This window comes from Xanthomonas sp. F4 (assembly GCF_011761895.1).
In genome coordinates this window covers 246,782-268,017 of the sequence record NZ_JAASQX010000002.1, presented here as the reverse complement: position 1 = coordinate 268,017, position 21,236 = coordinate 246,782, and the positions used below count along the sequence as shown (strand labels likewise).

At 61.2% G+C, this 21,236-nt stretch carries 18 protein-coding genes; 8 read left to right on the top strand and 10 right to left on the bottom strand.

All coding sequences use genetic code 11. The features are described 5' to 3' along the window. On the bottom strand, window positions 1-819 hold the full coding sequence (locus tag FHR66_RS09105; protein ID WP_160968003.1) for a MipA/OmpV family protein: 819 nt from the start codon (window positions 817-819) through the stop codon (window positions 1-3). 29 nt (window positions 820-848) lie between these two features. After that, window positions 849-2,309 carry an efflux transporter outer membrane subunit gene (locus FHR66_RS09100; RefSeq protein WP_160968005.1) on the bottom strand — a complete coding sequence of 487 codons (1,461 nt, stop codon included), beginning with the start codon at window positions 2,307-2,309 and terminating at the stop codon, window positions 849-851. 108 nt (window positions 2,310-2,417) lie between these two features. On the opposite strand from FHR66_RS09100, the gene FHR66_RS09095 reads away from it, so the two are divergent. The 7 genes from FHR66_RS09095 to FHR66_RS09065 all read left to right on the top strand — a co-directional run bounded on the left by FHR66_RS09095 (window position 2,418) and on the right by FHR66_RS09065 (window position 10,356). Continuing rightward, on the top strand, window positions 2,418-3,107 hold the full coding sequence (locus FHR66_RS09095; protein ID WP_160968007.1) for a response regulator: 690 nt from the start codon (window positions 2,418-2,420) through the stop codon (window positions 3,105-3,107). Then, entirely contained in the window at window positions 3,104-4,354 is a 1,251-nt protein-coding gene (locus FHR66_RS09090) for a sensor histidine kinase (RefSeq protein ID WP_237475354.1), read from the top strand. Before FHR66_RS09095 ends, FHR66_RS09090 begins: the two co-directional genes overlap by 4 nt. A gap of 56 nt (window positions 4,355-4,410) precedes the next feature. After that, window positions 4,411-4,626, top strand: a complete 216-nt coding sequence (locus FHR66_RS09085) for a hypothetical protein (protein ID WP_160968009.1) — start codon at window positions 4,411-4,413, stop codon at window positions 4,624-4,626. Window positions 4,627-4,906: 280 nt separating this feature from the next. Continuing rightward, window positions 4,907-6,019 carry a tyrosine-type recombinase/integrase gene (locus tag FHR66_RS09080; protein ID WP_202394787.1) on the top strand — a complete coding sequence of 371 codons (1,113 nt, stop codon included), beginning with the start codon at window positions 4,907-4,909 and terminating at the stop codon, window positions 6,017-6,019. A gap of 20 nt (window positions 6,020-6,039) precedes the next feature. Continuing rightward, the gene (locus tag FHR66_RS09075) at window positions 6,040-7,554 is read left to right on the top strand and encodes a site-specific integrase (RefSeq protein WP_237475355.1); all 1,515 of its coding nucleotides are present in this window, start codon (window positions 6,040-6,042) and stop codon (window positions 7,552-7,554) included. Further along, the gene (locus FHR66_RS09070; RefSeq protein WP_237475356.1) at window positions 7,551-9,884 is read left to right on the top strand and encodes a hypothetical protein; all 2,334 of its coding nucleotides are present in this window, start codon (window positions 7,551-7,553) and stop codon (window positions 9,882-9,884) included. The genes FHR66_RS09075 and FHR66_RS09070 overlap by 4 nt, the downstream gene beginning before the upstream one ends. Continuing rightward, window positions 9,877-10,356 (top strand): hypothetical protein, encoded by a 480-nt coding sequence (locus tag FHR66_RS09065; RefSeq protein ID WP_160968011.1) that lies wholly within the window; start codon window positions 9,877-9,879, stop codon window positions 10,354-10,356. Before FHR66_RS09070 ends, FHR66_RS09065 begins: the two co-directional genes overlap by 8 nt. A 35-nt stretch (window positions 10,357-10,391) precedes the next feature. Here FHR66_RS09065 and FHR66_RS09060 read toward each other — a convergent pair whose 3' ends face one another. The 5 genes from FHR66_RS09060 to FHR66_RS09040 form a co-directional block, all read right to left on the bottom strand. Continuing rightward, window positions 10,392-11,015 carry a histidine phosphatase family protein gene (locus FHR66_RS09060; protein WP_160968012.1) on the bottom strand — a complete coding sequence of 208 codons (624 nt, stop codon included), beginning with the start codon at window positions 11,013-11,015 and terminating at the stop codon, window positions 10,392-10,394. Between the two features lie 87 nt (window positions 11,016-11,102). Beyond that, window positions 11,103-12,008, bottom strand: a complete 906-nt coding sequence (locus FHR66_RS09055) for a restriction endonuclease (protein WP_237475357.1) — start codon at window positions 12,006-12,008, stop codon at window positions 11,103-11,105. Window positions 12,009-12,132: 124 nt separating this feature from the next. Continuing rightward, the gene (locus FHR66_RS09050; protein WP_160968013.1) at window positions 12,133-17,034 is read right to left on the bottom strand and encodes a type ISP restriction/modification enzyme; all 4,902 of its coding nucleotides are present in this window, start codon (window positions 17,032-17,034) and stop codon (window positions 12,133-12,135) included. A 149-nt stretch (window positions 17,035-17,183) separates the two neighbouring features. Continuing rightward, the gene (locus FHR66_RS09045; RefSeq protein WP_237475358.1) at window positions 17,184-17,549 is read right to left on the bottom strand and encodes a hypothetical protein; all 366 of its coding nucleotides are present in this window, start codon (window positions 17,547-17,549) and stop codon (window positions 17,184-17,186) included. A gap of 206 nt (window positions 17,550-17,755) precedes the next feature. Further along, window positions 17,756-18,082, bottom strand: a complete 327-nt coding sequence (locus FHR66_RS09040) for a helix-turn-helix domain-containing protein (protein WP_160968014.1) — start codon at window positions 18,080-18,082, stop codon at window positions 17,756-17,758. 102 nt (window positions 18,083-18,184) lie between these two features. On the opposite strand from FHR66_RS09040, the gene FHR66_RS20915 reads away from it, so the two are divergent. Next, window positions 18,185-18,514, top strand: a complete 330-nt coding sequence (locus FHR66_RS20915; protein WP_208417144.1) for a hypothetical protein — start codon at window positions 18,185-18,187, stop codon at window positions 18,512-18,514. A 21-nt stretch (window positions 18,515-18,535) separates the two neighbouring features. Here FHR66_RS20915 and qatD read toward each other — a convergent pair whose 3' ends face one another. The 3 genes from qatD to qatB are packed head-to-tail and all read right to left on the bottom strand — an operon-like array spanning window position 18,536 to window position 21,146. Beyond that, complete coding sequence (qatD, locus tag FHR66_RS09035) at window positions 18,536-19,270, bottom strand: Qat anti-phage system TatD family nuclease QatD (RefSeq protein ID WP_160968015.1); 735 nt, start codon at window positions 19,268-19,270, stop codon at window positions 18,536-18,538. Beyond that, window positions 19,267-20,544: a Qat anti-phage system QueC-like protein QatC gene (gene qatC, locus FHR66_RS09030; protein ID WP_160968016.1), complete on the bottom strand. Its 1,278-nt coding sequence runs from the start codon at window positions 20,542-20,544 to the stop codon at window positions 19,267-19,269. The genes qatD and qatC overlap by 4 nt, the downstream gene beginning before the upstream one ends. After that, on the bottom strand, window positions 20,541-21,146 hold the full coding sequence (qatB, locus tag FHR66_RS21080; protein WP_304951781.1) for a Qat anti-phage system associated protein QatB: 606 nt from the start codon (window positions 21,144-21,146) through the stop codon (window positions 20,541-20,543). Before qatB ends, qatC begins: the two co-directional genes overlap by 4 nt. Window positions 21,147-21,236 lie beyond the last annotated feature (90 nt).

Below are 21,236 nucleotides of genomic sequence, written 5' to 3'. Positions count from 1 at the left end.
TCAGAAGGTGTAGGTGACGGTGGCGCCGCCGCCGGCAGCGGCACGGCGACGCACCACCGGGCTGCCATCGGCGGCGCCGACGTAGCGGGTGGCGTTGAGCAGCAGCGAGGCAGTCCAGTGCGGCGACAGGGTGTGATCCCATTCGGCACCGACCGTGTAGGCGTACACGCCGGCATCGGCACGGTGCGGTTGGAAGCCGCTGGCCAGGCTCTGCGCATCGGTGACGCCGAAGTACGCCTGGTTGAAGCGGCGGTCGCCGAAGTGCGCGTCAAGGTCCAGGGTGACGTTGTCGGCCGCGGCCTGCAGCAGGGTGAAGCGCGTCCCGGCGCGATAGCGGTTGCGGCGCGCGCCGTCCTTCAGCGCGAACTCGGCTTCGGCGTCCAGCGCCAGGTACGGGGTCAGCTGTTGCATGACCAGGCTGCGCGCGGTGATCGCGCCGGGCACGTCGCCCATTCCAGCCAGGCTCCTGGAGCCGGGGCGCCAGCTGCTGTTGCGCTGCAGGCGGCCCAGGTCGTAGCCGAACGACTGGCTGGCGGAGAAGCCGTGCGCATTCTGGAACTGCACGCCGGCGCCGCGCACCGTGTCCGCGAACAGGATGCCGCGCTGCACCGAGAACACCGGTACCGCCTGCACGCGATCGTCGGCAGAACCGGCATAGCGCGGGGTCAGCATGGCGCCGCCGCCCACGCTCAGTTGGGTGCGGTCGCCGAACAGGCCGGCGCTGGATGCCGGATCGGGGTCTGCGGCGTGCGCGGCCGGCGGCAGCGCCAGCAAGGCCATGGTCAGCGTGGGCGACAGAACGGACAGGACATGTTTCATCGGGTCAACCTCGTGCGGTGGGGGAAAGGTCAGGGCGCGTGCGGCAACGGCACGCCGTAGAACGCGCGGAACAGCGCGATGCGATCGAGCAGCAGATCCTGGCGCGCCTGCAGGTGCGCCAGTTCGGCCTGTGCGGCCTGGATATCGCCTGCCAGGAGCTCGGGGCGGTCCTGCAGGCCCTGCGCCACGCGTTGTTGCAGGCGCGCCACGCGCTGGCGTTCGCGTTCCAGGTTGGTGCGTTCGCCGCGCTCGCGCTGTTGCAGCGCCGGCAACGCATCCAGCGCATCGGCCACCTCGCGGAACGCCGCTTCCACGGTCTTCTCGTAGTCGGCCACCGCGCCGTCCTTGCGCAGCTGCGCGAGATCCAGGTTGGCGCGGTTGCGGCCGCCGTCGAACAACGGCAGCAGCAGTTGCGGCATGAAGCTCCAGGTGCGGCTGCCGGGCATGAACAGGCCGTTCAATGCCTCGCTGGCGGTGCCCAGCGAGGTGCTCAGGCGGATCGACGGGAAGAACGCGGCGCGTGCGGCGCCGATGTCGGCATTGCGCGCGCGCAGCTCTGCCTCGGCCTGACGCACGTCCGGGCGCTGCAGCAGCAGCTGCGAGTCGAGGTCGCGCCAGGCGTGGCCGTCGTCCTGCTCGGCGCGGGGCAGCAGATCCTGCAGGGTGCCGGCGCCATCGGGCGTGGCGTAGCCGGCGAGCAGTTGCAGGGCGCGGCGGGCGGCGGCGTGGTCGCTGCTAGCTTGCTGCGCGCGCGCCTGGGCCTGGTCGTCGTCGTGGCGCTGACGGTCCAGCGCATCGCGGGAGATCAGCCCGACCGACTGCTGGCGCGTGGCGATCGCCAACAGTGCGGCGCTGCGTTCGGCGATGGTCTGCGCCTGCTGCTGGCTCTGCAGGGCGGCGCGTTCCAGCGTGTAGGCGCGCAGGACCTCGGCGATCAGCGCACCGCGCGCCGCCTGTCGACCATCCTCAGAGGCCAGGTAACGCTGCTGCGCGGCCGCCGACAGCGAGGCCAGCTTGCCAAACAGATCCAGTTCGAAGCCGTCCACGCCGACCGCGACAGTGCTCAGCTTCTGCCCGTAGCGCGCCTGCGTGGCCGCGTCGTCGTAGCTGCGGCGCGTGCCCTGGGCATCGAGGCCGAGCTGCGGCAGCTGCTGCGCGCGTTCGATGCGGTACTGCGCGCGCGCCTGCTGCACGGTCAGCACGGCATTGCGGAAGTCCGGGTCGTGGGCCAGCGCCTGGGTCAGCAGCGGGGTCAGGTCGTGCTGTGGCGAGAACGCCTGCACGAACTGCTGTTCCTGCTCGGTGAGCGCATTGTCGCTACGGTTCGGGGCGGCAGCCTCGGTCGCAGTGGTCGCGCCCAGCGTGGGCGGCAGGGCCGCTTGCGGGCGCTGGTAGACCGGCGCCAGGGAGCAGCCACCCAGGACGAGCGCGAGCAGGCCGAGCAGGGCGCCGGTGCGGCGCGGGCGGAGCAGCAGGAACGGTAGAATCATGGCGGCGGTCGGTGATCGAACTCGACTGCCAGCATGGGCGGGCATGTTCAAGCCGCCTTCTAGGAATCTTCAAGATTCCATCAAGACGCGAAATACAGGCACCAGGCAATGCACGCGAAGAAGATCCTGCTGGTCGAAGACGATGCCGACAGCGCCAGCATCCTCGAGGCCTACCTGCGCCGCGATGGCTTCGAGGTCACCATCGCCGAGGACGGGCAGAAGGCGGTGGCCGTGCATGCGCAGTGGAAGCCGGACCTGGTGCTGCTGGACGTGATGCTGCCGCGGCTCAGCGGCACCGAGGTGCTGTCCACGATCCGCCGCAGCAGCGATACCCCGGTAATCATGGTCACCGCGATGGGCGACGAACCGGAAAAGCTCGGCGCGCTGCGCTACGGCGCCGACGACTACGTGGTCAAGCCTTACAGCCCCAAGGAAGTGGTGGCGCGGGTGTATGCGGTGCTGCGTCGCGCCGGGCCGGCGCGCGCCAGTGAGGAACCGCTGCGCCACGAGCGGCTCACCGTGGACACGGCGGCGGTGCGCGCCACCGTGCGCAATGCCGATGGCCACGAGGTGGCGCTGGAACTGACTCCGACCGAGTTCAACATCCTGGCGACGCTGATGAAGACGCCGTTCAAGGCCTTCACCCGCAGCGAACTGCTGGAGATCTGCCTGCCCGACAGCGATGCGCTGGAGCGGGTGGTGGATGCGCACGTGCACAACCTGCGCAAGAAGCTGGAACACGAACAGGTCACCGGCCTGCTGGTGACGGTGCGCGCGATCGGCTACCGCTTCCGATGAACTGGGCCTGGTTCCGCCGCAGGCGCCACGTGCCGCTGTGGCAGTGGGTAGGCCTGCGCATGAGCGCGCTGGCGGTGCTGACCATCATCGCGATCGCGCTGGGCATGCTGCTGCGTTTCGCGATCTGGGATGCCTCCACGCTGAGCCGCCTGCCGCCGCAGGCGCGGCAGGAGATGCTGCAACTGCGCGAGGATCCGCACAGCAACGCGCGGCGCCTGTGGGAGTTGTTCGAGACCTACTACGACGTGGCCGATTTCCTGCCCGGGCTGGCCAGCCGCGACTGGCTGCTGCTGGCGGGCATGATCCTGGCATCGATCCCGGTGATCGTGGTCTGCGGCCTGCTCGCCTCGCGGCCGTTGTCGCGGCAGTTCTCCAACGTCGCCGAGGCGGCGCGGCGGATCAGCGACGGCGATTTCGCCGCGCGTGCGCGGGTGGTACCCGGTGCACCGGACGAACTGGCCGGGCTGGCCATCGACTTCAACGGCATGAGCGCGCAGCTGCAGCAGTACGAACGCGAGGTGCGCGAGTCCAGCGCGATGCTGGCGCACGAACTGCGCACGCCGCTGAATGCGGCGATGGGCCGGGTGCAGGGCATGCTCGACCAGGTGTTCCCGAGCAGCGAAGAGCAGCTGCGCATGGTCCAGCGCCAACTGGAGCAGATCAATCGCCTGGTCGGCGACCTGCACCTGCTGTCGATGGCCCGCGCCAACCAGCTGATGCTGGAGCCGCAGCGCTTCGCGCTCGGCGCGCTGGTCCGCGAACGCCTGACCTGGGCCGCGCAGCCGCTGCAGGAGGCCGGCATGCAGGTGCAGGTGCGCATTCCCGAACAGTTGTACATCAGCGCCGACCGCGATCGCCTGGGCCAGGTGCTGTCGGTGCTGATCGACAATGCGCTGCGCTACGCCGCGGCCGGTGGCGAACTGGCGCTGGAGGCGCAGGCCGATGCCGACGGTGTGATGATCCGCGTCGCCGACCGCGGTCCCGGTGTCGACGAGGAAGCGCTGGCGCGGATGGGCGACCGTTTCTGGCGTGCCGACGACTCGCGCGCACGCCATTCCGGCGGCAGCGGCCTCGGCCTGTCGATCGCCGCGGCCATCTGCCAAGCGCACGGTGGCGCGCTGGAATTCGCCAACCGCGAAGGCGGCGGGTTGTGCGCGCGGGTGCGTTTGCCGCCTGGGTTTCCAGGTGACGCCGGCCCGGGTGGAGGCAACGCGCCTGCGCCAAATCCGCGCAAACGGCAGGTTTGAGATCGGCGCTGCGGTAAAGTCACTGCACGAAGAATGCGTTCAGGACTAGCTTCCACATGAGTACCGCATTGGACACCAACCGCCAGCGCCAAGCCATCCCAACAGGCAAGACTGCCGAAGAATGGCGAGCCATCGAGAACGCCGCCATCCAGGAGCTGCGGCGCCGGGCCGATGAGGCACATGCGACTGTGGTTGCGTTGCTGGATCGGCACAGCAGGGATTTCAGTGCGAAGCAGATGGCGCAGATACAGCGCCGGATGGGGAGGCGCTGAGGGGCTGACGCGAGGAGCACTGCCGCAGTTCGATTTTACATAAGATACATTATGCGAAAATCTAGTACTTCTCCTAGTGTTGCGTGGAAGCCCTAGATAGGAGCCTTCGGCCCGCAACAGAGTCCTTGTTCGATGGTACATATAGTGTTGCTTCCTCAACAGGAAACAGCCCTTGCTCAACGTGCTTACGGATCCTCAGGTTCCCGCTTCACTACGGGGCGCCTTACTAGTTGACGATGTTCACAGGCTGCCTCGTTACTGGGCTAGCGTCTGGGCGTTGATGTCCAACCATGACCTCGCCGCATCTAGCCAGGTCAAGAAGCTTCGGTACATCGAGAGTCTGTACGGCCATGCGGATCGTCAGTTCGGCGCCCACGCGCTAGATGACGCCTTGGGACACCTGAACGAGGTCGTGCTCGCCGAGATCCTAGAGTCCTGGTTCATATCGATCCGCAATCAACCTTCCGTTGGTCCGGCAGACGAATCACGTTGGCGCGCCGGCTTAGCATTTGTCGGGTCTGTGGTCACCTGGTTGTCCAAGTCAACGCTGCCAATCGACCGTCTTCAGCAGATCGAAGCTCGCCTGCATCGCCTATCCCACTTGTATGGGCAGCTCCACGTCCGCAGGAGCCGCCAACCGAGTCAGGTCCGTTCATTGCCGGCGAGCGTGATCAAGGCACTCTACGAAATGCTAGACCCGGCATCGGCGACCAATCCTTTTGTACGACAGCGCACGCGATGGCTCGCCTTTATTTCCTTCCTGTTGATGCTCCATCAGGGGCTTCGACGCGGCGAGCTCCTGTTGCTTACCGCAGACGTGATCAAGGACGGATTTGATGAAGGGCAGAAGAGATCTCGTTGCTGGATGAATGTGCAAGAGAGCCTTTACTCCGATGACGGCGATGACCCGAGGTACTCCAGACCCAGCATCAAGTCGGCGAACTCTATCCGCCAACTGCCAGTGAGCGAAGCGGTTGCGGGGTTAGTACAAACCTATGTTGAAAACTATCGAGGTAGGACAGGTCACGCCTTCCTGCTGAATACACAGCAGGACAGTCCGCTGTCCACTGAATCCTTGACGAAGATGTTCCTGAAAATCTCCGCCGCCCTACCACCCTCCACTCTCCAAGAGCTGAAGGAACGAAGTGGAAAAAATTCAGTCACCCCACACGACCTTCGTCATACTTGTGCCGTAGTGCGACTGAATCAACTTCTTCACCATGGGGACTCAATGGATGAAGCACTGCAGAAGCTCCGGGCCTTCTTCGGCTGGTCGCGAGAATCACAGATGCCCGTTCGCTACGCGCGAGCGGTGTTCGAAGACCGTCTATCGTCGGTGTGGAACAACGCATTTGACGATCGACTGGAGGTTCTGAGAGCAATTCCTTCCTGAGTTGCGCCATAGGAATACATATGGATATGCACCGTGATCATCATCGTCGGCTCGATGCGTCAACGCTGAGCGAAGTCGCTGCGCAGCTTCCGCCGTTGCCGCCCGTGATTAGGTACTACGACGATTTCGATGACACGACTCGCTCCATTCGAAGTCCTGCGGCAGCCAACCGCTTCGAAGTTCATGCGAATGGAAGCGTTATCAACATCGAGTTCGCTCTGGTTCAAGAGGCCTTTGGAACCATTCTAAAGCACGTATTTCTTCGCATCATTGGAGAGGGCTTTGCGCCGAGGACCGCCGCAATGTACACGATCGGAGGGAAGCACTTTGGAAGCGAAGATGTTACTGGGCTTTTGAGCGCTGGGCCCACAGGAATCTCTTCCGTATGGACCGCCTTCCTCGCGAAGACCTTGCCCACAGACGCCTACTCCTGCGCTAAATCGATCCTCAAGCTGCTCTGCCAACATCGCATCAATGGCTGGTCAGACTCCTATCACGATGTCATATCTGCTCTACCCCTCCCCTTCAAAGACAAGTATGCCGTCGTCCGATCGGGTGAAGCCTTTATTTCGGTTAACGATGAAGCTGCGATAGTTCGGTTCTTGGATGAGGCGGCGATCCAGGCAAGTAAGTCGTTGCTGGATCTCGAAGATGTACAAGACGCAGCGATGTTGCTTTGTGCGTATCAGTTCGCAATGCGACCTATTCAGATTGCAATGCTCACGTTTCGTGACGTAAAAGTTCGTCGAGAAGATGTCGGCATGCTCGCGTCTGCCCACATCACATTCCGGATGGCGAAGCAGCGGAGTTCCAGTGCCGCTAAGGCGCTGCTTAGGCGCGTGAAACGCGAGTGGACCCCACTCTTCGTCGAGATCGATCGATACTTTCAGGCTAGTGGCGATGATGCGGGCGCTAGGGTGTTCGGCGCCACATCCGCTCATGAAGCAAGTCGTCGCATAAGCTCCCTACTTCGCGACCTCCTCGAGTTCGACGCGACTGCCATCAATCTGCGGCACACAGCCGCTCAACGTCTCGTTGATGCTGGCGCAAGCCAAGAGGAACTTGCCGAGTTCCTTGGGCACTCGGATATAACTACTGCGCTCGTGTACTACGAAACATCGGCCAGCCAGGCTGAGCGGGTGAACAAAGCACTGGGAATCTCCGAGATTTATCAGCGCGTTGCTCGCATTGCCCACGATCGGTTTATCAGTCCAGAAGAGCTCGCGCAATTGAAGGAGTCCCAGCAGATCGGCGGAGCGCCACATGGTGTTCCGATCGCGGGGATCGGTGGATGCACCTCCGGGCAGGCTGCGTGTCCCTACAACCCGATCTTGTCCTGCTATGGCTGTAGGAAGTTCATGCCGATTCACGACGTTCGGATGCACTCGAAAGTTCTAGCCGACTTTCGAGGTGTGGCGAGGTTCTTCCATGACTCATCTCGTGGCGACGCGGTTTCGCCAGCCTATCTACAGCTCGAACGAACGATCGCCGAAGTTCAGGCGGTGGTGGTTGAGCTTGACGGTCTGCCGTCTTGAATCCCCACTTCTCCGCTTTCATCAAGCTCGGAATGGAGCTAGCCGCAACGCATGGGGTTCCTTGGGAAATTCCGCTGGATGAGAGCGGAACGGCGATCAAAGGGCATGAATGGCACCTCACTGCGCTAGCAGGAGGCGTTGCTCCCATACATCGTTTGCGCCACTTCAGTTCGGAACGTCTGGCAATTGAAGCGATCAACGCATCCCGCTCTTTCAACGGGCTGCCGGTTCTGTCTGCTCGCACTTTTTCGCCCGCATGGCAAGACCTCATCAAAGCTGCCGTCATGGAACAGCTATTTGTTCGCCGCAACTCGTTCGGTCACATCGCCAACAATGTGGCGCGCCCCTTGCGCGTGATCGCTACATGCGCGGGAGGCACTGAGCCGTGGAGTGTCACCGTTGACGAAATGGCTCTCGCGGTTCGTACCGGCAACAGCATCCAGGCATCGGGCAAACTTGGCGACTTGATCGCGGGGCTGACCAAGGTGTTGTTTGATACCAACCACTTGGCCGATGTCGGACCGCTCTACCCTGCCCTCGCCGCCACGCGTCTCCAGCCTAGAGCCACTCGGCGGTCCAAATTTCTCAATTCTCAAGCGGAGATTCGGCACAACCTGGAAGATCGCAAACGCGCTGAGCGCCTACCCGAACGTCGCGCGTTCTGGGAGTTGGTCCGGATCGTCATGACCGAGCAGCCCCTGACCTTCATGGACGAACTGCGCTTTGCAGCCATTCGCATCATGATCTTAACGGGCTTCAGAATTGGAGAGGCGACGCTCCTTCCTGTTGAGTGGCGAACGGAACGGCACTACTACGACTCGAAGCAGCGGCCTGCAGGGGAGCTAGGCGGGTACTCTCAATCGCTCATGATCCGGCACTTCGCCGAGAAGCAGCAGGCAAAGAATGCCGACAGCAAGGTGCTCATCGACAAGGCTCACTACGTTCCCCAGATGTTCGAGGAGATCGTGAGCGAGACCCTGACCCGTGCTGCGGCAATCACCAACCCGCTAAGGAACACGCTGAGGAAGCAGACTGAAACAGGGCGCGTTTTTCCAGACTTTGCGCTCAGTGAGCTGGTGCCGACCACGCAAATCTACACCCGCCTCTCCGGAAACGCCTTCTGGTTAGACCTGGCCGAGGACAAAAAGAAGTATTGGATGCAGAAGTGCCGCCAGAACTACTCTGCCGACTGCTTCGACGAGCTCCACGAGGTTCAAAAGAGCTTGAACGCCAGTTTGCAGGGTGAGATGAGTTCGACCGCTCGCATGTACTTTCGCCGAATGGCGGAATTCGAGGGCAAGGATGGTGGCGCATTGGTACTGAGAGACGTTGAAGGCAGGACAGTTTCACCCAATGGAAGGCGTGACATGAGCCAGGTCTACGTCAAGATCGGAGATCTTGAAAATTACCTTCGTTTCGCGGCCAGATCAAAGTTGCCGGACACAGACCTTTTCAGCCTGGCCGATCGCAGCTTTGCTTCCTGGGAATTCCTTTTCCTGCATCCGAAACGATCGCTGGCTGAGGAGCGAAACAACGGGGTCTGCGATGTCACCCGATACGTCTCCGTTGGTCGGCCTGATACAAGCCTGGTCAATCTTGCCTTGGGCGAGCAGAAGTCCCGTGACACGCTGTTCAAACGGTATGGGCAATCTGACGACGACAAGGATCTGGTGCTCACCTCCCACACGCTGCGTCACCTACAGAACACCGAGCTTTTCCGTCTCGGCGTGGCCGACACCATCATCTCCAAACGCTTCAATCGCCGCAGCGTGGCCCAAAGCTACGAGTACGATCATCGCAGCCTGGCGGAAGAGCTGGATCAACTCGAACTGCCTGCAGACGTGGAAATGGCGCTCGGCGAGAAAGCCAGCACTGTCGCGAAGATGATCCAATCCGGGAAAGCCAGCGGTCCAATCGTGGATGCGTTCAAGAAGATCCAGAGCATCGAGGGTGACACCGCCGCGTTCGAGTTCCTGAAGGTCGAAGCAGACGGTTTTCACGCGACTCCCTACGGTCATTGCTTGAACAGCTTCACTGTCGATCCCTGTCCAAAGCATCTCGAGTGCTTTTCCGGCTGCCGCCATCTATCGGCAACCAATTTGCCGGAGAACCGCCGTCACCTGCAGACGCTCGAACTCAAGCTGACCGCAGCTGTCGAGATCGCAGAGGCCAAGCCTTCAAAGAGCATCGGCCGCACAAACCAGATTCAACATGCCAAGGTCAGACTTGACGGCGTGCGCACGCTCCTGGCGACCAAGCAAGGCGAAAAGCCGTTCCCCGATGGTCCCGACCTCTCTCTTCCTCGCCGCACTGGAGTCATGGATGGATAACGACAGCTTGCAACAAGCCACATCCCATTCCGATCCGGAAATGTCCCGAGTGCTGGAGAACCTGTTATCTCGCGACGAGGACATCACCGCGCGAGCAGTTGCACGTTTGCATCCGCGAATCAAAGCAGCGTCGTCGATCACCCGGAGCGTAGAACGCAGCCGCATGCTTGCGCAGTATCAGGAGCGGCAAGCCGAATTCCGTCGTTGGCGAGGCAGGCCGGGAAAGCTCTCTGGTGTTGCCGCGGCCAGCGCCCTGGCGGATCGCGATGTGCGCATCGCCGACCTCGAATCGCAGGTCGCTCTGCTAACCGCATCCCACGTCGCGATGATCCGCGCAGTTGGCGAACTGGGCGGCTTCAGTAAATGGGCACAGTTCTATGAATCCTACAGCGGCTCAAGAGAACGGCTGGCGCAGTTGGGCGCGCTGCCAGAAGCAGCGGTGGAGTCACTTCCGCAGCGCATGCCAAAGTAGCCGGCCATGCTCGGGCCGGGCCAGTAGTGAGTGATTCACACGAATCTATTGCGGAGTGACCACTGAGCGCGCGCCAACTCCTCAAGGGCGTAGACCGCGCCATTGGTCAGCGGCAGGCCAGTCTGGAAACGCCGGAAGCGGCGCATGTCATCACTGGTGTCCACGCTGAACCACAACAGCTTCCAAGCCACCATGCCGATCCAGATGCCGTGGCCGAAGCAGACCGTTCCGTCCGGAAGCAGTGGGAGCCGGTCGGCCATGAACGTGGACACTCGGCTCGCGAACTGCCCGAAGCTTTCGGCCTGCTCGCCCATCTGCTTTGTGGGATCACCCTCTTTCCAGAACGCATCGGCGATCGGACGCCGTTGCGCTTGATCCATGCCGGCGATCAACACCGGGTCGACCATGTCGAATTCCTGCAGCAACGGCTCCTGCTCGATCTTGACCTGCATTCGCTTGGCGTAAGGCTCTGCGGTGTCCAGTGTCCTAATAAAGGGCGAGGCAAGAATCCTGGGAGGTTGGGCGGGCAGCCGAGCCGATAGCGCGTCTGCCTGCTTGCGTCCCGCTTCTGTCAGTGGAATCAAGGCATGGGGCATGGTGATGCCTCCAGCATTGGAGGCGCTTTCTCCGTGGCGTACCAGATAGATGGTGCGAAGCATTAATGCGGATTCCTGTCAGCTTGGCCTGATACCAGATGGGAGCTCCCAGCTTCTTGCGGGAAAGCGGTGATTCGCGGCCATGCCCCGTCAGTCGGCCTCCAGCACCTGCGGCACATAGATGCGCCGCAACGGCAGCAGGCCCTTGTGGCGTGAATCGAACTGCTCGTAATGGGCGAAGATCAGCGCCACCAGCTCATCGCCATCGATCAGCCTCAGATTCGACTTGCTCTGCTCGAAGTTGCGGCAAGACGGGCTGTAGCTTCCCAGCGTGATGAACAGGCCGTACTCGCCATGGGCGAGCTTGCCGTACAACGCCGACACATCCCGATCCTGCACCGTGCTGGCGCTGCTCTTGACCTGCACCTTGATGATCGGCGGCTCGATGCCGAGATGGTCCTTGTGCGCGATGACGTCCACGCTGGGCTCGTTCGTCCGGGTCTTGCGCGCGTGGTAGCCCATGCACTGCAACAGATGCACCACGAAATCTTCCAGCGGCAAGCCCTTGAACTCCTGCGCCAGCCGCTTGAGCACGAAGTCGCGCGTGGTGTCTTCCATCTCGTCGGACACGATCGCCACCGAATCGTCCTCGTCCACCGCCATTGCAGGCGCAGGCCTGCCATCGATGGCGTGTCGGAACTCGTCGGCATAGCTCTTGACTTGGAACAGGCTGAGCGCCGAGCCGATTTCGTACAGCGCGCCCTGGGTGAACTGCAAGCGCGGCACGTGACTCAGCCATTGCACGCTGCGGCGGTGAGGATAGCCTTGGGTGGCATCGGCCACGTACTGGTACGGGCCAGTGACTCGGCCAATGTGCACCTGTTTGTCCTGCTTGGAGGGGTACACCACCAGGTCACCGGCCTTCATCTCGTGCAGGAACCGGTAGGGAATGCCAGACACCGTGGCAATGCCGCCCTTCTTCGCCTCCGGGTAGGCCCGCACATAGCACTGCCGGAAGGCATCGCGGTCGGCTACCAGCCGCGACAAATCGCCCATGGCATCCCAGCCAATGGCGATGCAGCCCTGCTTCAGGAACAAGGCATCAGCATCGCCGGTGCGACTGCGTGGATGCCCCACACCACTTCATTCATAGGAATGTCCTTGTGCCTGCATGTGGGGGTCAGCCGTCTTCACTGATATCCAGCGGTGGCAGCGCAGCGATGATCTTCTGCGTTTCCAGGCTGACGGTGACCACTCGCTGGAACAGTTCCAAGGGGTACTTCGGGTTGCCCATGGTTTCGGTGGCCCAGTCGTTGGCATCGTTGACGATGCCGCTGGCCTTGTCCACGCGCACGGACTGGCGTTCCATCACCCAGTCCAGGGCGGCCTTACCGTTGACGATGTAGCCCCAAGCCGCTTCGGGAATATCGCGGATCGTGATCTTGCTGTTGTAGATCACGGTGCTGCGGTCGTTGATGGACTTTCCCGTCTCCGGATCCTTGATCTTGGCGAACTTCATCTTCTCAACGCGATAGTCGGCGTCGGTTAGCGCGCCCTTGGCTTCGATGGTAAGCGGATACTTCTCGACTGCTTCGTAGCTCAGGTGCAGCGCAGCCAAGTCGCGGCCGGCCTTGCTAAAGTGCGAGAAATCCTTAGCGGTGCTCACGCGGGGAATGCGAGGCAACTCCTTGCCCAGATTGTCTGCGTAACGTTCGCGGTAGTCGGGGGAGTGCAGGAGGCCGTAGATGTAATAGAATAGGTCTTCCTTGCTAATGAGCTCATCAGGATATGCCGACTGGAAATGCTCCAACGCCTCATCAGTGATGGCGTTCCTGCGTTTGCGGCCGGCGGGTGTCGCTTCATGCGAATTGAAAAGGCCGGATTGTTGCTCGCCCGCGCCTTCGCCTTCCAACTCGCCGTAAAGATAGAGTGGAAAATTCCGGGCGCCGCCGTCGGTTTGATGCTCTGCGGGAGCGTCCACCATCAAGACAAATTGGCTGCCCGGCGTTATACGCTGCTTCACCATTATCGCGATGTTCTTTTCCGCTGGGGTGGGGAAAATCTGGTGAACTTGATATGCACTCCAAATGCACGCGCGATCAAAGTAGAAGTGCATCCTCGTGAAAGGTCGATAGCTTGCATCTACGATGAACTGTTCCGAGTATGCAATCGTTTTGTCGGATGCCACGCTTCGAAAAAGCTTCGCGTCCCACGAAATCTTGTGATCATCCTTTTCAACAAACTTAACTGGCTCCGAGACTTCGGGGGCCGCTTGGTATCTGCGGCGCTCGTGATCGTAAAAATTCAACATCGAAGACACCTGATTTGCCAACTTTGAACGCGAGAAGTTATAAACCCAAGCATCGCGATGACTAATTGTCCCGTACGAGTACTCTTCAAAAATAGCCGGAGCGCCTTCCTTATCACCCATAACCTTGAATCGCACGAAGTTTACGTCCCGCTTGTTCCGCCAATCGCCGTAGCTGTCGGGCTTAATTGTTTGCCAGCCTCCGCCCTTAGAAATTCCGTCAATCGATCCGAGCTCGACAATGCGCTCCAACTTTTGCTGACGCGATAAGCAATCCCCAATGTCGTGGAACATGATCTTTCCATGCTCTTTAGCTTTTGGATTCTTCACCAACAGGGAAATTGCAACGGGAGTACGAATATTAAAAACACTACCCCCTTCCGCTTTGGCTTGCGCTCCGATTGTTCGCGAATTACCGCGCAAATGGAAAATGTATAAACTGGAGAATTCATTTACAAGACAGCGACGCAGTCCATTCGTCGCACCGGCATCAATGTAGCTTGCATTGGTAATGTACCCTATTACACCTGAGTCACCGATCCTGTCGGATGCCCATCGAATAGCTCGAATATATGAGTCGTAAACATTGGTCCGAGTACGCGCCGAAGAATTTGCCGCGTACGTTTCTGAAATTCGCTTATCAAGATTCGGGTAGCTGACATTTTGATTGTCCTCGGCTCCATCCGACTGCCCAACGGAATACGGCGGATTTCCAATGATTACCCTGATGTCAAGCTGCTTCTGTCGCTTCCGCCGCTTGCTGTTATCCACCAGCAGTTGATCGACCAGGTCTTCCTTCTCATACATCTGGAAGGTATCAGTCAGGCAGATGCCCTCGAAGGGCGTGTAGTCCCCGCCGGCGATTCCGTGGTAAGTCGCCTCGATGTTGATCGCGGCGATGTAGTAGGCCAGCAGCACGATTTCGTTCGCGTGGACTTCGTGCTTGTACTTTTGTGCCAGTTCTTCCGGTTTGATCAGGCCGGATTGTAGAAGTCGGGTAATGAAGGTGCCTGTGCCGGTAAACGGGTCGAGGATGTGCACGCCCTGGCTGCCGAGGGTCTGCCCGAATTCCTGCCGCAGCAGGTGATCGACGCTGTGCAGGATGAAGTCCACCACTTCGACCGGGGTGTAGACGATACCCAGGCGCTCGGTCATCTTCGGGAAAGCGTTGCGGAAGAACTTTTCGTATAGCTCGACCACGATCTTCTGCTTGCCCGCGGCGTTGTCGATGCCTTCGGCGCGCAGCTTCACGCTGTCGTAGAACTCCTGCAGGGTGTCGGCTTCCTTCTCCAGGTGCAGTTCGTCGAGCACGTTCAGCACGGCCTGCATGGCCTTGCTCATCGGATTGTGGCTAGCGAAGCTGTAGTCGGCGAACAGCGCGTCGAACACCGGCTTGGTGATCAGGTGCTGGGCCAGCATCTCGATGATTTCGGCGTCGCTGACCTTGTCGTTGAGATCGTCGCGCAGTTCGCTGGCGAAGGCGTTGAAGGCTTCGCGGGCCCTGGTTTGCGTGTCGTCCTCTAGCAGCGCCTTAATGCGGTCGATGTGGGTCTGGGCGATCCTGGCGATGTCGTTGGCCCACTCCTCCCAGTGGTGGCGGTTGCCGCATTTCTCCACTACCTTGGCATACAGCGCACGCTCGACCTCGCCGATCTCGAACTCGAACTCGCCCTGCACCTTGGCCTCGTAGCTGGGCTGCCCCTCGCCGATGCCGAACTTGCCCTTGGCTTTCGCTGCCTTGCTTGTCACGAGTCGCGCGGCCTTGCGCTGGACGGTGTCGGCAATGGCGACGACCTCCATCTTGCGGGGGTCCGGCCCGACTAGGTCGAGCTTGTTGACCATGGCGTCGAAGCGGTCGTCGTGCGAGCGCAGGGCCTGCAGCACCTGCCAGACCACCGCGTAGGTCTTGTTGTCATTGAGGGCGTCGTGCGGTTCGACGCCGGCCGGGATCACCACTGGAAGCACCACGTAGCCGCGCTGCTTGCCCGGGGCGTTGCGCATCACCCGGCCGACGGACTGCACCACGTCCACCTGCGAGTTGCGCGGCGTGAGGAACAGCACGGCGTCCAGCGCCGGTACGTCCACGCCTTCGGACAGGCAACGCACGTTGCTCAGCACACGACAGGTGTCCGGCGGTGTGGGGGCCTTGAGCCAGTCCAGCTTGGCCTCCTTCTGGCCGGCGTTCATGCTGCCGTCCACGTGCTCCGCCTGGCATGTCAGGCGGGCGGCATCCTCGATGTCCTCGGCATCCTGGTAGGCCTCGACCACCGCCTGGAACATGCCGGCGATTTCCTTGGAGCTGACCTTGTGGGTCTTGCCGCCCTTCCCCGGTTCGATGACTTGGCAGAAGGCCACGGCGCGCTTCATCGGCTCGGGCGTGTCGGTACCGTCTTCGTGGATACCCAGCTTGGCCAGCGCCTTCCAGCAGCCGACGATCTTGGCCGCATCGTCCACGCGCAGGGTGTTGTTCTCGTCCTTCAGCAGGGCCTGGAGTCGGCGGTTGATGTGGCTTTCCTCGACCGCCAGCACGATGACCTTGTAGTCCACCAGCAGGCCGCGCTTGACCGCCTCGGAGAAGGTGATGACGAACAGCTGCTTGCCGTACCACGCCTCGTTGTCCATCGAGTACAGGGCAACGTTGTCACGCTCAGCGATGGCCCGGGCCTCGCTGCCGTAGATGCGCGGCGTGGCGGTCATGTACAGGCGCTTGGCGGCGCGGATGTAGCCGGCGTCGTGGACGCGGACGAAGGCGGATTCGTCGTCGCCCTCGAAGGTGGCGCCGGTGGTGCGGTGGGCCTCGTCGCAGACGATCAGGTCGAAATCGGCCAGCCCCTGCTGCTGGGCGTCGTGGATGACCTCGATGGAGTGGTAGGTACTAAACACCACGGTCATGTGCGCGTCGTCGCTGCGCGCGGCGACACCTCTGGCCAGTGCGCGGGCGTCGGTGGTGGCCGGGTAGCGCAGTTCGTGGGCGAGGGTCTGGACGGCGTCGTCCTCCTTGCGGCCCTTCTTCTTGCCGACGTCGCTGTCGGAACACACCGCGAAACTGTGCAGGGGAATCGAGCTTTCCTGGGTCCACTCGGTTAGCGTTTGCTGCAGCAGCGACAGGCTGGGCACCAGGAACAGCACGCGGCCGCCCTTGCCGGCCATGCTTTCCGCGATCTTGAGACTGGTGAAGGTCTTGCCGGTGCCGCAGGCCATGATCAGCTTGCCGCGGTCAGCCTCCTTGAGGCCGGCGGTCACGGCCTTGAGGGCGGATTGCTGGTGCGGGCGAAGGGACTTCTTTGGCTTCAGCGTGACCGCAGCCTTGGGCTGGAACTTCGCCCATTCGATCTGGCTTTCCTCCAGATCGTGGAGAGTGATCTTGCTGACCGGGGGCTGCTGGTCGATCAGCGCGTTCTCGGCGTTGTCGGACCAGTGGTTGGTGCTGCTGACGATGACACGGTGGGTGAAGGGCTTGCGGCCGGAGGCGGTGAAGAAGCTGTCGATCTCGCTTTTTAGCAGTCGGTGCTCTGACTCGTAGAACTTGCACTGAATGGCGTGGATGGCGCCAGTGCCAGCTTCTTCAGCGACCAGATCGATGCCGTCGTCCTTGGCGGAGAAGCCGTGGGCCGGCGCCCATTCGGCCCACGTCCAGACTTGGCGGTAGAGGTCGCGGTAGGTGGCCTCGTTGCGCAGGTAGGCGAGGATCAAGTCCTCGAAGTAAGTGCCCTTCTCGCGCTCAGTCATCGACGACTGGCGGAGGGTGTCGAGCAGGGTCTCAAGTGAGGTCACGAATCCGGATCCTGTAAAGGCGGTGAATCGAAGGAAGAATAGGGGCGACGGACTCAATGTCATTTGAAATCAATGTCATGCATGACATCGCGTGCCCCCTCTAACCCTAGATTCTAGGTGCCGTCAGCTCAAAGAGCGACAAGCGGGGACTATCGGCCTCCGGAATCGTCGCCCGGGGCCACGTAGGCGCCCGGGAGCCAGCCGGCGGCGGGCGGCGGAAGGACTTCACACTCGCCCCTGGGCGCTGGCAGTTGCCGGATAGCCCGAGCGGACTCCAGCCTGTCGACGAAGTCGTTGATGGAGGTATAGAAGTTCGGAATCCGCTCGTTCTCTTCGTCGGTGAATACCCAGTGGGCCAGCCTTCTCTTGGCGAACCCTGCGCGCTGGGCCTCGGCACGGGCTGCGTACTGGGTGATGAAGAGCCTATACAGCGCCCGCTCCGGGTGGAAGCTCCGACGCACCCAGGCGGCGACATCCCTCTGGTTGAAGCGGTTGCCCGGGGATCGCTTTGCCACGAAGTGGTCATGGGCCAGCCGCCCTACCCCCATAAACGTTCCCTAATCGCGTATGGCTGCATCACGTGGAAAGTGGCCGAAGAGATAAATCGGCCACATCAAGCAGGACGGTAAAAGCGACCCTTACGAGTTCGCTCCGGACGTCAGCCATTCACTCTGCCGAGCGACCATACAGCTGAAATGCGCGCGCACGGCCAGTCCGATCGTCACTTGCTTGTGGCAGTCGACTGCTCGACCTGCTTCACCAGATCGCGCTTCTGCGTCTTGCTGAGATCGTTCCAACGCAGGAGCAGCTTGGCCAACATCTCGTCCTCGGTATACAAGAACGCCGCCGGAACATTCAAGGCTTCAGCAAGCTTCTTCGCCATATCGGCGCGGGGCTCGTGCACGCCGCGTTCGTACTGGTTGACGCGAGGACTTGCCACTTCAGGCTCCATACCGGCCAGAACGCCAAGCTGCGCCTGGGAAAGACCTGCCCGAGTACGTGCTTCAGCCAGTCTCTGGGCAAAGATTGGACGCGTGGTGTCGGACACTGGGCCCCCTACGGTTGGAACCCTAGGATGGCGCAAGCGTCCACGATTTCACACTAAGATATCCTTAGTGCCTGGTCAAGCCTTCAAGGACTCAACAGTTCCATGGGCCTCTATCTAGTAGCACCTGAGCACGGCATAGCCCTCGAGATCCCAATCTCTGAGGCGGATGAGCGCGCCCTCGTTCGTCAATGGGCCCGGTTGCGAGAGGCTGCTGCGCGTGAGCGATTCAACGTTAGGCTTGGCAAACACTTGACCAGCGCACTGTCTGAAGCCTTGGACTGGGACATCAAGGCGCCAACTGATGCTCAGATGGCTCTGGCATCAGTGCTCGCCCAGAAGCTAGCTATAGAAGTCCCGCCCGGGGCAATGTCCTCCCGGTTGGAGATGTCACTCTTCATCGACAAGGCGTCCGCTCGCCTCCGCGACGGCTGACCGGTGGGCTCGCTGGCACTTCTAGAACGATGCCGAGCCTAAGCGCCTCAGATTTTCAGCAAGTTGCTGCTCTGCTTCAGTGGGCGGCACTGCCCACGCAGCGCTTAATCCCAGCACCGCGGACGACGCCTCCCACGGAAGAATGGAGCGGCCGTCAACTTGCGCAAACGGACCGTCGGATTCGGTGAGCACTCTCTCCCTGGGCATGCGGTCCACCAGAGCACGGGCCTTTGAACTGCCTAGCATGGCTGGGCCCACACTGAACCAGCATCCCAGTTCGACGGCCCTGTCGACCTCTTTCACCGTGCCGCTGAACCAATGAAGGATAGGAATTCCTGCCCACGGATGCTCTGCCAGCCGACTCAGAACGTCTTTGCTCGCGCGGCGACTGTGTAACGACAGGATCTTGCCGCCCGCGCTGGAGCAGGCTGCAAGGATTCGCTCGAAGACTTCCACTTGGTCATTCCAGTGCGGCTTGAACTCTGGCGCCCCATCCAAACCGATCTCGCCCACGTAGCGCGTCTGCTCCACCAATTGCTCGAAGAGCGGCAGCTCCGACTTGCGCAGATGGGCCACCTGAGGATGAAGCCCCAGGGCGGTTCTGATACGGCTCTTGCCCAACGCCAAGGCCGAGGTGCCATTCCAAGCCGATGGCGTGGTGGTGACCGACAAGACGTAGAGGCCCCGCTCCTGGCACGCCGCAGCGACTGCGTGAGGGTCCGGATACAGGTCCAAGTGGCAGTGAAAGTCGATCACGTCACACCAAGCTCTGCGTGCAGGCTTTCAAGCTCAGCGAGCCCACGTTGCACGAGCGCACGGCGCCGTGGCCTGTCGCCCATCCGCGGATACGACAAGGAGGAAGAGAGCCAAGCATCGATCCCATCCGCCTTCACTTCAGCAATGGCCATGGCGACGGATCTTACGTCATCGAACTTCGCGTGATCGGTGTCCTTCTTACCCAAGCTCTTGAATTTGTAGCCCGTGTCGTCCACATGCTCCCAGGCATTGATTGCCGCCCGACGGACCTGACAAGGAACGCAGCGCCCGCAATGTTGGTAGCCAAACACGCGGTAGCGGCCACAACTGACGGAAGAGAGAGCAAGTTCTTCCAGCAAGGTTTGATCCATACATTCATTCAACATCTGACCCTTTGTCTTGTCTTCATACGGGTTCTCCAGCCGAATCCTTAGCCCCGCTGAGGCCAGAAGATCACGCAGCCTGCTCAAGAACTCCGGATGCGCCGTGCGGGTGCTCAAGCTGCCCAACCGTGTGTGCGTCAGAGATGGATTAAGGGCGATGAATCCGTTCTCGCAAACAAACACGGGGACTTCCTCGCCTTCGTGATAGCGCTCGAGCGTGGTTGCCGCGACAACAGCGAATGCCAAAAAGATGATGGATCGAGCGCGCTGTGAATCTTCCTTATCCCACGGTGGGGTAGCGTTGTGATTGAGAGCCAAGTGCTTAAGGCCTGCACCGATACGCTCAGCGAACACGCTCTGATTGTCCGCATCGCCTCGGACCACATTGCTCACAGAAATGGGCGAAAAGCCCTTTTCTACCAAATCGATCGCACCGACCAAGCTGTCCAGCCCCCCGGAAAGCAACACCACGCAATCTTCCTTGGGCCGAACTAACTTCGACGGCGCTTTGGGTGTGTGCCCTCCTTCGACAAAACTGATGTTCCAGCGATCCGTGGACAGGAAGCCCAGCATTGCTTGGATGGCATTGGATTGGGTGGACCAAAAGCTAGGATCCGAAACGGCAACGACGAGCTCTATCTGGCGCGTCCACCCGTCGGGACTGTCACGGCGCGTCACCGAAACATCTGCCGTCACCACCGCCAATGCCAGCGAGAGAAAGTCCCAGGCACGTTGATCCGGCAGTAGTCCAGCTCGGTAAATTTCCCGCTGGACGGCTTCTCCCGCACTGCCCTGGCGATCGTTAGACCGGTTGCGCTGGCCGTAAAGCAGAACCTCTAGATCGTGGCCTTGCGGGACAGAACAGCCCTTCGGTGCACAGAAGATCTTCAAGACACGTACTCCTCGAACACCGTGAATGTCTCCCTCAGCGCGTCCCTCACCACTTGGGTGACCCTGTCGGAATTCAGTTGGCGTCCTGCCTGCTTTAAGGCCCGAAAAGAAGCGGACACCGTCTGCTTGATGTAGCTGCGAATCTCCTTGAGCCTCGCCAAACCCATGGTGGTGGTAGGCGCCTTTTCGATGATGACTTGGCCCGTATCGAGCTCGAACCGACGAACGACGTCGTTTGCCGTGAAACGCTCAATCGCGAATTCCCGCTGTTCGTCCGTCAGCTGCAGAAGGTTAGCGTTCTCGTAGCGCGCTAAGAGCTCGGATAAAGCGTCTCGAATCGCTGCTCGTGAGGCTTCCGCATCCTGGGTGCCATCCACCGGTCGCACTGCTTCGACGATCGCATCCATGATCTCGTCGGCGTTGCGCCCAACCAGCAAAGCGCGATCCAACACCGCAGAGGGATCGGGCTTCGCCCCTCCGGCCAAGCTGCTGAGAGCTGTAGAAAGGGAACCTGCGGTGGTTGCGGTGCTGCCCATCCGGCGAGATGCTGTGCCGGATCCTCCATACCCGCTGCGCACGTACCCTTTCAGCGCCCTACGCATCGACCTGCTGTCGCCGGTTTGCGCGTAGTCCCCCAAGTTCCTGCGGGTCGTCCCCCACCTGCCCGGTGGCGCCGTCGGGGTGGGTGTGGG